Genomic DNA, 15,658 nt, shown 5'->3' on the forward strand with positions numbered 1-15,658 from the left:
AGGATCCCCTATAGATTTTCGTAATGATTGCTCAAATTGTTCGGTGGAGTAAGAAGACAACGGACGTTGCTTCGGCCTCAGCCGCCTATTGCGAGGTTATCGCATAGCGTCTGCAGTACAGACATATATATCGGTGAGCCTTGTACTTTTGTACAGTTTCCCCTTTAGTAAAAAAATAAAGCGAAAGCACCGTATTGGCTTGGCACTACATGGTTGAAATATCGGCAGATGGTAAAGTAACTTTAGCCGAGTGTTGCGACGACTTATGTCGTAGCGGTAGATTTTTTCCTTCAAGACGTGCGTAAGGTGCTAGCATGGCTCTTCGCAAGTGAGCAGGCGCTCGGCTGCCAGTGCTGGGCAAAATCTCGTGGATCCGACTTATCTTCTGTGTTGGTAGGTTAGCCCGCACGTCTTTCAAATAGGCGTGCGGTTAATGGTTATTCAGCTTATTGGTCTGGATCAGTCTCATGATGTTGGGGGTGAGTGGGTCGCTGCATAGCTAGGCGGAAACTCAGCGTTTTATGCTTATAACATTAGAGTATTGCTCGTATGCGACACTTTGAGCTACGACTTCTCCCCAGCGCCGCCATACGTCTACTTGTGACTTCCAGCGAGCAGCACGGTTATAGGTTCCTATTAGCTTCGGTGGAGCGTGGGCAAGCATCATTTCCACCAAAAGTGGATCTGCCATGAGTAGTTCAGTGGCTTGAGTGGCAAAGGAACGCCTTAGATCGTGAGTGGTGAAGTGCTCAAGATAATAAAGAGGCGCGCTGTCATCGTGCTCTTTTCTGGCACGGCCTTGTAAGCGCGCGATGGTGGTGCTCAAGCTATCCGGGTGAATTGGCTTACCAGTGCCTTGAGTTGATGCAAAAACGAATTCACCTGCTGCTAGCTGGCGCTGTTCTGCCAGCAGTTCAAGCGACAACTGGCTAAGGTGAACCTTATGTTGGCGGCGTGATTTAGTGCGTTCAGCGGGTATTGTCCATTCTGTTTTCTTGATTTCATCCCAGCGCATAAATGCCACTTCACTACGGCGGCAGCCTGTCAGGATCAGCAGCTTTAGCGCATTGGCTACGGGAATACTCAGCACCGCGGTTGTAGCTTTGCCTTCGTTATCGGCACGGGTGTCATCTATCGCTTGCCACAGTTGACGTAGTTCAGGCAGAGAGAGGTGGCGTTGACGTGGAGCAGACGCAGACGCAGCAATATCCGATGGCGTTACACCATCCGTTGGATTCACGTCGATTTGCTCACGCTTTTGGCAGTAGCGTAAAAGTTGACGTAATAAGTTGAGGCTATGACGGGCTTCAACTTTGGCCTTTTTGGACGCTTGTTCTAACACTTCGATAATCAAACGTCGGGTGACATCACGCACATAAAAATCAGCGAGCTGCGGGGCTAGATGGCGTCGCCAACGTCCTTGCTGCTGAGATACCGTCTTAGTAGTGGGGAGCTGTTTATTTCGCCCAGGTGTTTGTTGGTAGGTTTCTATCCAGCGCTCAAAAGCATCCTGCATTGTCCATGCAGCCAGATTGTTGGCCTTTTCAGAAGCACGCTGTTTTCTTGGATCTAAGCCTTTTTCCACGACCTTTACAGCTTCTCGATGTGCCTGGCGGGCCTCTGCTAATGTCATAGCTGGGTAAGTGCCTAGTTGCAGCTCAAATTGCTTCCCATTGATGCGGTAGCGATAAATCCACGCCTTAGATATTCGGTCATTACGTGCCTCTAAAGCCAGTCCACCTACGCCACGATTAGTAACGCCTTCCCTTATTTTTTCCTTGCCAACCGAGGGCTTGAAGGCAATAACTTGTTTTTCAGTGCTCAGCATCGTGTCTCCTTAAATGATGGTTTTCCGCCCCCACAGGCGCCCCCACAGCTGTGGCAGTATAGCGGTGGAAAGCATGAGACACCATAAGACGATATTTAGTTTTAAATTTATGATTTTGTTGAATTAATGGGTACTTAAAGGAATGCTTAACAATGTATGAAACTAACTAAAATCCTGCTCCTAAGCGGCAGGTCGCAGGTTCGACTCCTGCCAGGGGCGCCATTCATACCGCAAAGTCTCGCCTGCCAATAGCGCCTCGAACGCTCATTGCCTGCATTCACTTTTAAAATCGTTTCTACAGTGTTTGTGTTTCAGTGCGGGATCGCCGGCAACCTGCGCTCCGGCTGCTATGGTTAAAGCGCTCACGCCGTCAATGGCGGCTACCCAGCCAGGCATGAAAACACATCAGGAGCGCCCATGAAAAAACGTCTCGGAACAAGCTTGTTACTGCTTCTCTCATGCCTGCCATGCATCGCCTTGGCGCAGGAGAGTACCGAAGGCTACACCCGTGAGTACACTGATTGCATGGAGGCGGCCGGTAGCGTGACACAATCGATGGTCGAATGCATAAGCGATGAAGTCGACGTGCAGGACAAGCGCCTTAACGATGCCTACCGTGCTATTCGTCGTGAACTACCCGAGGCTCGGCAAATAGCTCTTCGGGATGCTCAGCGCCTTTGGATTTCGTACCGGGATGCCAACTGTGGCTTCTACGCCACGGGGGAGGGCACGATGGCGCGTTTAATAAGCAACGACTGCTTTTTGAGCGAAACCGCCGAGCGCGCCACGGAGCTTGAGAACATGGTGGCGCACTAGTCGTGCCGGGCTCGAGTTTCGTGACGCTTGGCAGTAGCGGCTATAGTGAGGCGCAGGCTTGGATAGGGCGTTTGGCCCACCCCGGTTACGGCTGAGCACTGAAAGGAGATGGGAATGATTCGCTATGGATTGATACTGGTACTGTTGGCACTCATGGGTGGCTGTGCGACCCAGAACTCAAGCGGGCAGGATCAGGCCCAGCAGCTTGCCGTTGATTTCTGCGAACGCGAGGGCGGGGAAGTGGAAACCCGCCAGGAAAGCTACACTATGCGCCAGTACTGCCACTTGATGGAAGGGCGGGTGATCGAGGTGAACCGGCTTTACCGCGCCGAAGGGTTGACCATCGATTAATCGAATTACGTGTATAAACGACAACGCCAGCATTCGCTGGCGTTGTCGTTTTGAAGAAAGGTCGTAAAAAACAGGTATCAGCGCGAAGTGAATGTCCGCTTATTGGCCGAACTTCTCATTCTCGCCCATATCCGGCGTTTCATTCTTTTTGATGTTGGCCTTGGCGATTTCGTAAAGCTGATACACCTTACTTTCGTTGGCCTTCCAGTGCTCGCCCATGTGAATCTTGATTTCGAGTAACGCTACATCCGGGTCGTCCTTGCCTTCCGGGAACCAGGCGGCGATGAAGGGGCTCCAGTACTTGGCCATCAGGTCGCGGTCATCGGACAGAGTGGCCGTACCGGACAGGGATACGTAGGTGCCGTGCTCCTGGTCGGAAAAGCTCAAGCAGACGTCGTGATCCTTTTCCGCCTCGAAAACCTTTTCAGCACTGCGCCGCGTGAAGAACCATAGGGTGCCATCGTACTCTTCCTGTACCAGGTGCATGGGCCGTGCGCGTGGCATATCGTGGTCGATAGTGACCAGCATACCCACTTTGATATCCTTGATCATTGACCAGATTTTTTGCTTGTGCTCGGGGCTCGACATCGCTTCATACTCCTTATGAATGGCTCTCGATCCAGCGAAGGTCATATCACGCTTCGCTTCCAATGAGTGTAGAAGAGTCGTGCACGGTCGTCCTCTTAAAAGAGGTTAACCGGGTTACATTCATACACATAAAGCCATCGTTCGAAATATTCAGAAAGCTTATTAAACATAATTTTGTTTCTATCAGCTCTTAAATTGACGCTATAAATTGCCTCTAATAGTGTGATGAAAATAAGGTCAAAAACATTACGCTAGTCATAATAAATAGGCAGCTACTCATTTAAATCGCGTTTCTCTAATAAGTAGAGCAGTAAAGCAACGTGCTCGAGCGCGTTTGATTATCGGGCTTTGTATACAAGGCAGGTTTGTTGGATGCATTCAGGCCGGTGGTTAATCACTACAAGGATTCGTGCCGATTTACTACAAGCCGTTTGGCTTAAAATAAAAGGTGGGTTCCATGCCCTTTTTAGCAAAAGTTTCTCCATTGGATGGCAATGTACAGGCTTCGCAAGCGTTCGAGTTTGCCAACGATATGGCGTTGTCTGAGCCCAGCCGCGTACTTTTGCAGGTATCGCCGGATGAAGTTGCTTCCATGGTGCGAAGCGGCAACGATCTTGTCATCGAGTTGACCAACGGAGAAACTCTGCGCATTGCCGATTTCTATTCGAGCCTGGCCGAAGATGTGTCAAGCAAGCTCTATCTTACCGGCGAAGAAGATCAGTTCCTGCCGATCGACAAAACGGTGCTGTCCAATGGCGAGGTATCCTTCGCTCCGCAGTATCCGGCGGGGGAGTACTCGGGCTTCGAAACGGCGCGTGAAGGTTTTGCATTCTTTACAGGTAATAGCGCCGTTACTACCGCGGCCGGCGGCATTGGTTTGGGCGCGACCGGTTTAGCCGCCAGTTCAGCGCTGTCATCGTCCTCGGATTCTGGAGCAGGCAGCGATATCGACGAGCCTGCGATCCCCGGTGCCCCGGAAGAGCCGACCCTACCGGGTAATGACGAGGATCCTCAACCGGAGCCAGAGCCACAACCCACGCCCGAGCCCGGTCCGACGCCAGGGCCCACCCCTGCGCCTGAGCCAGATCCTGCGCCCGTACCCGAGCCACAACCGACGCCAGAACCTGTTCCAGAGCCAGAGCCAGAGCCAGAGCCAGAGCCAGAGCCAGAGCCAGAGCCGAACCCTGCGCCCGAACCGGCGCCCCAGCCAGAGCCACCCATCAATCCCGGCGTGCCGGCGGTACCGCTGGCGCTGCGGTTGTTTCTCGTTAATGACACCAGCGAAGGGGCCATGACGACCAGCGACGGCAGCCTTCGGATCAGTAACGTGCAAGCGGGCGCTCGCTGGTCCTACTCTCTGGATGGCGGCACGACATGGCTCACCGGCCAGGGCACGCGTTTGGTCCTGCCCGAAGGCGAATACGCCGCCGGTCAGGTACTGGCACGCCAAACCAGCCCCGAGGGGATAACCGGCCCCGCGGGCCAAATGGCGGCTGTTGTGGTCGATATGACGCCACCGTCGGCGCCTGGTGCGATACTCGCCAATAACACCGGCGTCGTCGCTGGTGTCACGAGCGACGGCAACATTACCGTGGGCGATATCGAAACAGGCGCGACCTGGTGGTACAGCATCAACGGCGGTGCTACCTGGCAGCAGGGAGGCGATAGCGCCTCTTTCTCGCTGGATGAGGGTACCTATGCCACGCGTCAGGTGCTGGTTCGCCAAATCGATCTAGCGCGAAACGTCAGTGCCGAGGGCAACCTGGGCGCGGTCATCGTGGATCAGACTCCGCCGGAAAAACCCACCCTATCGATTGCCGGAAATATCGTCACCGGGGAGACGACCGATGGCACCATCACGGTGGGAAACCTCGAGGAGAACGCGTCCTGGCAATTCAGTCTGGATAGCGGGCGTACATGGCAGTCGGGGATAGGCCGCTTTTTTATCCTCGCAGAAGGCTCCTATTCGGCGGATCAAGTGCAGGTCCGTCAGATTGACCGGGCCGGTAATGTCGGCGAGTTAGAAGCCCTGAACGCGCTGAGCGTGGTGGGTAGCGAGCCCGAGTCGCCGGGCAATCCCGACCTGGCGCCACTTCTCACGCTTGTCAACGACACGGCAGAACTCGACGGCATTACGTTCGATGGGACGATCCAGGTCGACGGTCTCCTTGCAGGGGCGAGCTGGGAGTTCAGCTTGAATGGCGGGGTGACGTGGCAACAAGGAATCGGCGAGCGCTTCGTTCTGCCTGAAAATGATTACGCTGCTGGGCAAGTGCAGGTGCGTCAAACGACCGCCGATGGCGAGCTGGGCGCGGTGGGCACGATGGGCCGGGTGATCGTCGACGTCACCGCCCCGGATCAACCGACACTATCTTTGGCCAACGATACCGGAAGCCGTGATGGGATAACGGCCGACGGTACGGTGCTGATCGGCAATATAGCCGCCGATGCCGTCTGGCAGGTGAGCTTCGATGGCGGTCAACGCTGGCAGACGGGCAGCGGTGATCGGCTGATTCTGGCCGAGGGTGATTACACCTCGACTCTTTTTCAGGTGCGCTCGATCGATCGGGCCGGTAACACGAGCGAATCGGCAACGCTATCGATCGTGGTCGACCTGAGCGCCCCCACGATACCGACGCTGTCGCTGGCTCGTTCGAACGCCATCATCAATAACCCCACGGTCACGGTGGGGGGGCTCGAGGCCGGCGCGTTTTGGGAGTACAGCCTGGACAGCGGCTTGAATTGGACGACGGGTAGCGGAGCGCAGTTCGTGCTGCCCGACGGATATTTTGAGCTCGGCCAGGTACTGGTTCGCCAAACCGACGGCGCCGGCAATCAAAGCGGTGAAGCGCCGCTTCGTGCGGTAACCATCGACACGACCCCGCCCCTGGCGCCAACGCTGACGCTGCCCGGTGGCGCCATTACCAACGTGGCTTTCGTGGAGGTCGCCGGCATCGAAGAGGGTGCCACCTGGGCGTACACCCTCAACGGCGGCGCCTCCTGGACGCTGGGTGTGGGCACACGTTTTACTCTGAACGAAGGCGAGTACGCCTTTGATCAGATACGGGTACGCCAAACCGACGCCGCCGGTAACCTGGGCGCCGAGGCAAGCCCGGGTGCGATGATCGTGGATACCACGCCGCCTTTGGCGCCGCTTTTGACACTGGCCAACGACACCGGCGAGCTCGATGGCGTGACGCTCGACGGTACCGTGCTGCTCGGCGGTCTCGAACCCCAGGCGCGGTGGCAGTACAGCCTTGATGGCGGCCAAAGTTGGCGTGATGGTAGCGGCGACCGCTTCGTGGTACCGGCGGGTAGCTATGCTCAAGAGCAAATCCTGGCGCGTCAGATCGATCGCGCTGGCAATACTAGCGACTCGACACCATTAGGACCGTTGACCGTCGAGCTATCTCAGCCGCCCTTACCGGGGGCGCCAGAGGCGCCAACGCTGACGCTGGTCAACGATACCGGTGCGGTCGATGGCATTACCCGTGATGGCACGCTGCGTATCGATAACCTGGCGGCGAACGCGACCTGGGAAATCACTCTGAATGGTGGCGCAAGTTGGCAGCCCGGCGGTGAGCAAACCTTCATTCTGGCAGAAGGGGTTTACGCGGAGGGGATGGTTGCGGTGCGCCAAACGAATCAGGAAGGGATCATCAGCCCCGTTTTTTCATTAGGCGCCGTGACCATCGATACGATCGCGCCGGTTCCACCCCGGGCGCTGCTCGACAACGATACCGGCGAGATCGACGGCATCACCTCAGACGGTACGGTACGCGTTCTGGATATCGAAGAGACGGCCACATGGGAATACTCGGTCGACGGCGGCGCTAGCTGGCAAAACGGCGCGGGGGACCGATTCATTCTGCCCGAAGGGGAATATGGCTTGGGGGCCGTACGCGTACGTCAAACCGACCCCGCCGGGAATGTCAGTGAAAGCGTCGAACTGGGCGCCGTTACGATTGTCACGGCGCTACTGGAAGCTCCCACCGTTAGCGTGGGCGGGGCGCTGACCAACAACCCAGTTGCAACGGTCGGTGGACTGGCCCCGAACGCTACGTGGGAATACTCGCTGAACGGTGGGGTTACCTGGCAAAGCGGTGAAAACGGTCGCTTCGAGATCCCCGAGGGTCGTTACGTCGCGGAGCAGATTCAGGTACGCCAGATCGATGGCGCGGGTAATATCGGTTCGCCGGCAAAACTCGATGCCCTCGAGATCGATCTGACGCCCCCCTCGACGCCAACGCTGACGCTCTCGGGTGATTCCTCGATTACCAGCGACGGCGAGGTCACGGTCACTGATCTCGAGCCCGGAGCGCGCTGGGAGGTTAGCTTCGATGGCGGGACACGTTGGGAGGAGGGTGAAGGCGGCGCTTTCACGCTCGAGCCGGGCGAATATAGCGCCGAGCAGGTGCAGGTGCGCCAGATCGATGCGGCAGGCAACGTAGGCGACCCGGCAGCGCTGGGTGCGCTGATCGTGGATACAGCGATTCCTCCCACCCCCACGCTCACGCTTGTCGAAACCCCGAACGCCGAAGGCGTCATCGTGGACGGCACCGTTTTGGTGGGTAATCTCTCGCCCAACGCGCGTTGGGAAGTCAGCTTCGATGGCGGTGTCAACTGGCAACCCGGCGGCGGAGAGTCCTTCGTGCTGGGCAAGGGGGTTTACACCGAAGGCCAGGTTCAGGTGCGTCAGCTAAGCGTCACCGGTACTCCAAGCCAGGCCGCAAGTCTTGCGCCGGTCACGGTGGATTTAACGCTTGAACCTTCCCCTGATCCGGACGCGCCTGCGGTGCCGACGCTGACGCTAATCGCCGATACCGGCGAGGTGGACGGTATTACCAGCAACGGCCAGGTACAGGTGCTTGGGCTGGTCGACGGCGGCACGTGGCAGTACAGCCTGAACGGCGGCGCGAGCTGGTTTCCGGGCAGTGGCGATACCTTTACGCTGCCTGAAGGCTTCTACCCCGCCGGGCAGGTGCTGGGGCGCCAAAGTAACGCCAGCGGTCAGACCAGCGCGGCCTCGACGCTTGGAACGGTCACCGTAGACACCACCGCCCCGCCCGCGCCGGGAGCGGCACTGCTCAACGATACCGGCACTCTCGACGACATCACGGCCGATGGAACGCTGCAGATTACCGGCCTGGAAACCGGAGCCCGCTGGGAGATCAGCCTTGACGGCGGAATGAAATGGATTCAGGGCGAGGGGGACCGCTACATTCTGCCCGAGGGGCATTTCAACGCCGGTACTATTCACCTGCGCCAGATGGACGCCGCAGGCAATGTTAGCCAGCACGGCGTGTTAGGGGCGATCACGGTCGACTCATCGATCCCGCCGACACCCCAGGTCATGCTGGTGGGCGCCCCCCTGTCCGACAGTGGCGTGGTACGCGTTGGCGGCCTCGAGGCGTTTGCTCGGTGGGAGTACAGTCTCGACGGCGGCGTTAACTGGACGCCAGGCAAGGACGACAGCTTCATACTCGGTGAAGGGCGCTATCTTGAAGGCGAGGTTCAGGTGCGCCAGATCAATCGGGTAGGTAGTACCAGCGCGCCGGGCGTGCTCGGCGAGGTGGAGGTCGATCTGACGCTGCCAGCCGCGCCGATCGCAACGCTGGTCGATGATCGCCTCATCACCAACGATGGCACCGTCGAGGTAAGTGGTTTGGAAGAGGGCGCTACCTGGTCGTACAGCCTCGATGGTGGCGCGAGTTGGCTAGTGGGTAGCGGCGATGGCTTCGTGCTGGGCGAAGGTGCCTACAAACCCAACGACGTGCTGGTGCGCCAGACCGATACGGCGGGCAATACCAGCCCGGCTGCGCGAATCGGTGCTGTCACCGTCGATACCACGCCGCCTGAAACCCCCACGCTTGCGCTTGCAAACGGGGCCAGTGCGGGTTCGGTGACCGACGACGGCACGGTAAGGGTAGACGAGCTGGAATCGGGCGGGCGCTGGGAGTACAGCCTCAATGGCGGTGAAAACTGGCAGCCCGGTAGCGGTGCCACCTTCGTACTTCCAGAAGCTAAGTACGCCCAGGGCCAGGTGCTGGTACGCCAGTTCGATGCGGCGGGTAACGAAAGCGCTATTGGCGGCGGTGAGTTCGGCCCGGTCACGGTCGATCTAACGATCGAGCTGCCCAGTGATCCGGATGCGCCGCCAGCGCTCTTGCTGACACTTTCCGAGGACACTGGCAGGGTTCCCGGTATCACGCAAAACGGCACGGTCAACGTCGACAACATCGTCGAGGGTGCGGTTTGGGAGTACAGCGTGGACGCCGGCGCCAACTGGGAAACGGGCTCGGGAACGAGCTTCACGCTGTCTGAAGGCGTTTACACTGCAGGCCAGGTGCTGGCACGCCAAACGAGCGCTGACAATGTGCTCGGTGCCACGCGAGCCCTTGGACCGGTAACCGTGGACACGAAGGCGCCTACTGAGCCCAGCGTCGCGCTCGAAACCGACACCGGAAGCCAGCCGGGTGTGACCGCCAACGGCACGCTTTTGATCGCGGACCTCGAACCCGGCGCTTTTTGGGAAATTTCGCTTAACGGCGGAGCGGATTGGCAAACGGGTAGCGGAGACCGCTTCGTGCTACCGCCGGGAAGCTACGCGCAGGGCATCATTGAAGTGCGCCAGACCGATGGCGCCGGCAACGTCAGTCCTTCGGGCACTGTGAGCAACGTCGGCGCTGGCGATGGCACCCTTACCGTCGTTACCACGCGGCCCGAAGCGCCCAGCGTTACGCTGGAGGGCGCTCCAGTGACCAACGATGCTACGGCCACCGTCGGCAATCTTCAGCCAGGTGCGACGTGGGAGTACAGTTTGGATGACGGCCAAACCTGGCAGCCGGGCACGGGCGATACATTCACGCTGCCAGAAGGCAGCTACGGCGCTGAGGTAGTGCAGGTGCGCCAAACCGACGGCGCGGGTAATGTCAGCCCCAACGCGTTGGTTGGCCCGGTAACGATCGACACCACGCCGCCAAAGGCGCCGACTCTCGAAGCGTTCGACCCCCGATCGATCACCAGCGATGCCACGATCAATGTGCGTGGGCTGGAAGCGGGCGCGACCTGGGAGTACAGCATCGATGGCGGTGAGAACTGGTTGCCGGGAGCGGGCGAAAGCTTCGAGCTGGAGGATGGCGTTTACGCACAAGACGACGTACGAGTACGCCAGTTTGATGCGGCGGGCAACCCAAGCCCGGAAGGAGCGCTTGCACCCATTACCATCGATACCCAGGCACCGGCCGCGCCCGCGCTCTCGCTCGTCCTTGACGGCGATGTGGTCAACGAGGGAGCGGTCAGCGTCGAGGGTCTGGAAGAAGGCGCCAGGTGGCAGTACAGCATCAACGGCGGAAGTACATGGCTCAACGGTACAGGCGCGAGCTTTGTGCTGCCGGACGGCGTCTACGTGGACGGCCAGGTGCTGGCCCGCCAGTTCGATGCGGCGGGTAACGAAAGTGCGGTAGGCGGTCTTGGTCCGGTCACCATCGATACGACGAGCCCCGGTGGCGAAAGCGGGCTCGAAGCGCCGTTCGTGGAGCTTCCGACGCTGACCAATGGTTTTATCAATAAGGCCACCATCGAGGCGGGCAACGATGCTATCGATGTCGTTATCGTGCTCACCGAGGATACCCAGGTCGGCGATACTCTGACTGTGTCGTTGCGTGACGCTAGCGGCACTCTATCGTTTGATTACCCCATTACCGCAGAGGATATACAGACCGGTTCGGTGCTGATCGAACTGCCCGTGGCAAGCACGCGAGGAGACGGCAGCTACGTCTTGACCGCCGCCATTAGCGATGACGCCGGCAACACGTCGGCGCCTTCCAACGCCATCGGCTTCGTACTGGATACCACCGCTCCGAACGAAGACACGACCCAGTTTCGTATCGACCCGATCAACGGCAGCGGCATTGTCAATCAGGCGTCGGCCCAGGGCCTGGTCACGCTAAGCGGTAACGTGGTAGGCGAATTCACCCCGGGCGACGCTCTGGAGCTCTCGGTCAATGGCGGCGAGTATCGTACGTTCGTCGACGCCAGCGGCGTGTTCAGCGTGGAAGTGCTGGGTAGTTTGCTGGCCAGCGCCGAGCCGCCAAGCGTCACGCTTCGCCTTTTCGCCACCGACCCCGCCGGAAATACGGGCACGGTGAGCAATAGTTACGATTTCACGGTCGACCTGGCCGCTCCGGTCGTGACGATCGATGCCGGCGGCGTGCTCAACGGGCAAACCGTGGGGGCTGGGCTGATCGTGACCGGCACCGCCGAGGGCGTACCCAACGGAACAACGGTGGCGTTGAGCCTGGCGGGTGCCACGTTTGATGGCCGAGTAGAAGAAGGCGCCTGGCGCGTGGTCGTGCCCGGCGGTTTCCTGCAGGAGATCGCCACTGGTGATGCCGGCGGCACCTCTTTCGAGATGATCGCACGCACGGTGAGCGCCGCTGGCAACCCCGGCGCCTCCGAACCAGCCACGGTGTCGATCGATATCGCCCCGCCTACGGCCAGCATCGCGATTTCTCAACCCCTGCTGGGCGTCGGCGACAGCGCGCAGGTGACGATCACCTTCAGCGAAGCAGTGGAGAATTTTGATCTCGGCGATCTTCAAGTGACCGGCGCCACGCTTGGCAATCTGCAAAGCGCCGATGGCGTCGTTTGGACCGCTGACCTCACGCCCGGCGCTACGTCCGGGCCTGCGAGCATCGTGCTGGCCCAGGGCGCGTACACCGACGCGGCGGGCAACCCAGGCGCTGCGGCGCGTCTTGATAACGTCATGGTCGATATCGATTCACCAACGCTTGAGTCGATCCAATTCGCCGCTGGCGAGGCGATCACCTCGGCGCAAACCACCGAGGTCATTTTCACCTTTAGCGAGGCGATCACCGGGCTTTCCATCGAGGACTTCAGTGTCATCGGCGGGCGGCTTTTGAATCTCTCCGCCAGTGCCAACAGCGTCACCTGGACGGCGACCTTCCGTCCGGATGGCAGTGCCAGCCAGGCATCCATCGAGCTCTCTGACAGCACCTATACCGATCTGGCCGGCAACGCCGGAACGGGCGGCAAAAGTCCGGCGCTATCCATCGAGATCCTCCAGCCGGTGCTGACCATCGACGCGTCGGCGGACGGCTGGATCAACGGAGTCGAGTCCGGGCTCGAGAGCCAGGGCGCCGAGGTCGAGGTCGGCTTTGGCGGACTGCCCGTGGCGGAAAACGACCTGGTCACGCTGACGCTAATCGCCCGTGAGGGCGGTGAGCTCACCGCGGGCGCGGCTATCGTTACCCAGAGCTATCGGCTAACGGCACAAGATGTGGCCAGAGGCTACGCGCTGTTTCCGCTCGCCGTTGGCCAGGCCTATGAGTTTCAGCCGGCGAGCGCCCGAGTGCAGATCGGTGGCAGCGCTATATCGCAAGACGTGGATTTTGTCATCGACACCGTACCGCCGGGCCGCGCGGTCGAAGAGGGTGTCGAGGTCGCGGGCAACGGTATTGTGCTTGATACGCTTTTGAACCAGGGCGAAGGGCTTTTACTGCGTATCGGCAACGGCCAGGAGACGCTGCGCGTGCTGGACGGGCGCGCCACGCCCGGACTTTTGGTGCAAAACGCCAGCGGCCAGTACGAAATCGATCTGTCCGTGCTGGCGCTCGATTTACAAGAGCTGATTCGAAACGACCCTGGCGCGCTGCTCGATCTTCGCAGCCTGAACCTGGATCTTGTCACGTATGACCCGGCCGGCAACGAAGGCGATGTCGTCACGCTAAGTGACTTCAACGTGTTGGGTCCGCTGGTCGCCATCGAATCGTTTGCCGGCGCGCTGGTGGGGACCACCGACCCCGGCGCCTCGATCGCATTGAGCGTGCGTTTGGGCGGCGTTACACAAACCGTGACGGTAAGCGCCGACGAACGTGGCGCTTTCTCGCTGGATCTGCTCGCCGACCCGCGCTTCGACTTCAATTTGAGCGAGCTTTTAAACGCCTCGATCACGGCGATAGCCACCGACGCTCGCGGTAACCAGAGCCTTGCACCGGCCACGGTAAGCCTGGCCGAGCTTCTACCCACGCCGATTTCGATTCTGGATCTCGCCCCGGTGACCGATCTCGTTACCGGCAGCCCCGGCGTGGTCAGCGCGCTGACCAACATCGTATTGCCCGAAGGCGGCAGGCTGACCGCGAAGCTCGACGCCGGTCGACTCGGCGATATAACGGTGGGGGTATCCAACAATAGCAGCGGCGCATTAACGCTCGATCTGGCAACGGCGCTTAATGATCTCGTAAGAAATTCCGGGCTTTTAAGCGGTGTCGGCAATCTTGCGGCGGGGGTAACGGCGCTTTTGAATGAAAGCGGCGTCACCCTGGCGCTGACCTACACCTCCGCCGATGGCGTGACCGGTGTGCTCGAGCGCGAGATCGGCACGGTCGACGTGGCGCTTAACGGCAGTACGCTGGTGGGACTCACCTTCGGCCCCGTGCAAAACAGCATTATCAAGGGCACCGATGAGGCAGACGTGCTGATCGTGGGGGCCAATCAGTCGGTTGAAGCCGGCGGCGGGGATGATCTGATCGTCCTGCGCTCGAACGCGTTCACCCGCATCGACGGTGGCGCGGGTACCAATACGCTGCTGCTGGATAGCCGTTTGACCCTGACGCCGGACGACTTTGCCCGAATGAGCAACGTCTCACGAGTCAACCTGGGGGATACCGGCAGTGCTATTACCCTGGATGCGCAAGCGGCGAGCGCGCTGGCCGGCGACGCTCAAACGCTTCAGATCGTGGGCGAGGGCGCAAGCCGCGTGACGATCAGCGGCGCGGTGGCGCGCGGTGATGTCGAGGTCATCGACGGGGTGAGCTATCAGGCGTTGACGCTTGGCGACACCACGCTTTTGATCAATCAGGGCGTGACGCTGGATTTCGTGCCCACCATCAATCAAAGCGCCGGCTACATCATCAGCGGCGGCGGCGAAGCCGGGGCGACGGTGGTCGTCACGGCGGGGGCGGCTACCTACAACACCCAGGTCAACGAGCAGGGCGAGTGGCGCGTGGTGCTCAATCAGCCTGCGCAAGCAGGCAGCCTGCTACGAGCGGTGGTGGGCGGTGATGCCACCGAGACGGTCGCTGTGCCCAATGCCGTTCTCGCGCCAACAGGGCTGCAGATTCGCACACCGCCGCTGGTCGGACTGTTGAAGTCTTATCTCGAGGGGAGCGCCCCGGGAGCCCAATCGGTGCGGCTGGATGTCTATCAGAATGATCTTTTCACCTCGCTTCGCAGCACGACCATCAACGTTAATACCAGCGGTGCATTCTCTGTCGGCACAACGGTTCTTAGCACTCTACTCAACGATGCTACTAGTCTGTTGGTAGGCAACCAGGAGGTTAACGTTGGGTTCACCTCTATAAGAGCCAACGGCACTCACAGCACGACGGAAATAGTCAATTTTGGTGCGGCGGAATCGGTTTTCGCAGATCCCATAGGCGCTATCACGAATAAATTGGGGGGTGTGTTGGGAGGCACTTTTGGAAGTACCAACTCCTTGCCGGTGACCAACTCCATTTATGAAGGCGGTGAAGGTGCAGACATCGTTGAAGGCAGCAATCGTGATCAGACCTTTACCATGGGGGATGGCAACGATGTCGTTGTCACCGGCACCAGCGGTCGTGACACGATCGACCTCGGTTCCGGTGACGATGTCGTCATACTGCGCACTCCGCAGTTCGAAAGCATCAAAGGCGGTGAAGGCTTCGACATGATTTTGCTGGGAGACGGCATCAATCTGAATCTGACCGACCCCAACCAGGGAACGATCAGCAACGTCGAGCGTATTTCGCTGGGCCGCGGTAACGGGACCAACCGACTCACACTGGATCGTGACGCGCTCTTCGAGCTGACCGACGAGACGAACGTGCTACAGATCACGGGTGACAGCCAGGATCAGGTGACACTGGCCGGCGGAGGCTGGAACCGTGTCGGCGCCGCTCAAACTCTCGACGGCGTAGTGTTCAACGAATACGTCACCCAGGACGCCGTTTTATACATCGAGCAGTTCATCAACGTGGTGGAGGTGACTTGATTTCCAACGTAGCGGTAAGT

The 15,658-nt window shown here is 59.4% G+C and carries 5 protein-coding genes; 3 read left to right on the forward strand and 2 right to left on the reverse strand.

What is annotated here, in order from left to right:
- Positions 1-511: 511 nt before the first annotated feature.
- Complete coding sequence (locus RN347_RS06425) at positions 512-1,828, reverse strand: tyrosine-type recombinase/integrase (RefSeq protein WP_311960596.1); 1,317 nt, start codon at positions 1,826-1,828, stop codon at positions 512-514.
- Positions 1,829-2,245: 417 nt separating this feature from the next.
- Between RN347_RS06425 and RN347_RS06430 the strand changes: the two genes are divergently transcribed.
- Together RN347_RS06430 and RN347_RS06435 are read left to right on the forward strand one after the other, a co-directional pair.
- Positions 2,246-2,644, forward strand: coding sequence for a lysozyme inhibitor LprI family protein (locus tag RN347_RS06430; RefSeq protein ID WP_311960597.1), 399 nt, complete (start codon positions 2,246-2,248; stop codon positions 2,642-2,644).
- A 114-nt stretch (positions 2,645-2,758) separates the two neighbouring features.
- Positions 2,759-2,995, forward strand: a complete 237-nt coding sequence (locus tag RN347_RS06435; protein WP_311960598.1) for a DUF333 domain-containing protein — start codon at positions 2,759-2,761, stop codon at positions 2,993-2,995.
- Between the two features lie 99 nt (positions 2,996-3,094).
- Here the strand turns inward: RN347_RS06435 and RN347_RS06440 are convergent, their stop codons facing one another.
- A complete protein-coding gene (locus RN347_RS06440; protein ID WP_311960599.1) occupies positions 3,095-3,583 on the reverse strand; it encodes a pyridoxamine 5'-phosphate oxidase family protein in 489 nt (162 codons plus the stop codon).
- A gap of 457 nt (positions 3,584-4,040) precedes the next feature.
- Here RN347_RS06440 and RN347_RS06445 point away from each other — a divergent pair, with 457 nt between their 5' ends.
- Positions 4,041-15,638, forward strand: a complete 11,598-nt coding sequence (locus tag RN347_RS06445) for an Ig-like domain-containing protein (RefSeq protein WP_311960600.1) — start codon at positions 4,041-4,043, stop codon at positions 15,636-15,638.
- Positions 15,639-15,658: the final 20 nt, after the last annotated feature.

Source organism: Halomonas sp. PAMB 3264, from assembly GCF_031954245.1.
Classification (GTDB): domain Bacteria; phylum Pseudomonadota; class Gammaproteobacteria; order Pseudomonadales; family Halomonadaceae; genus Vreelandella.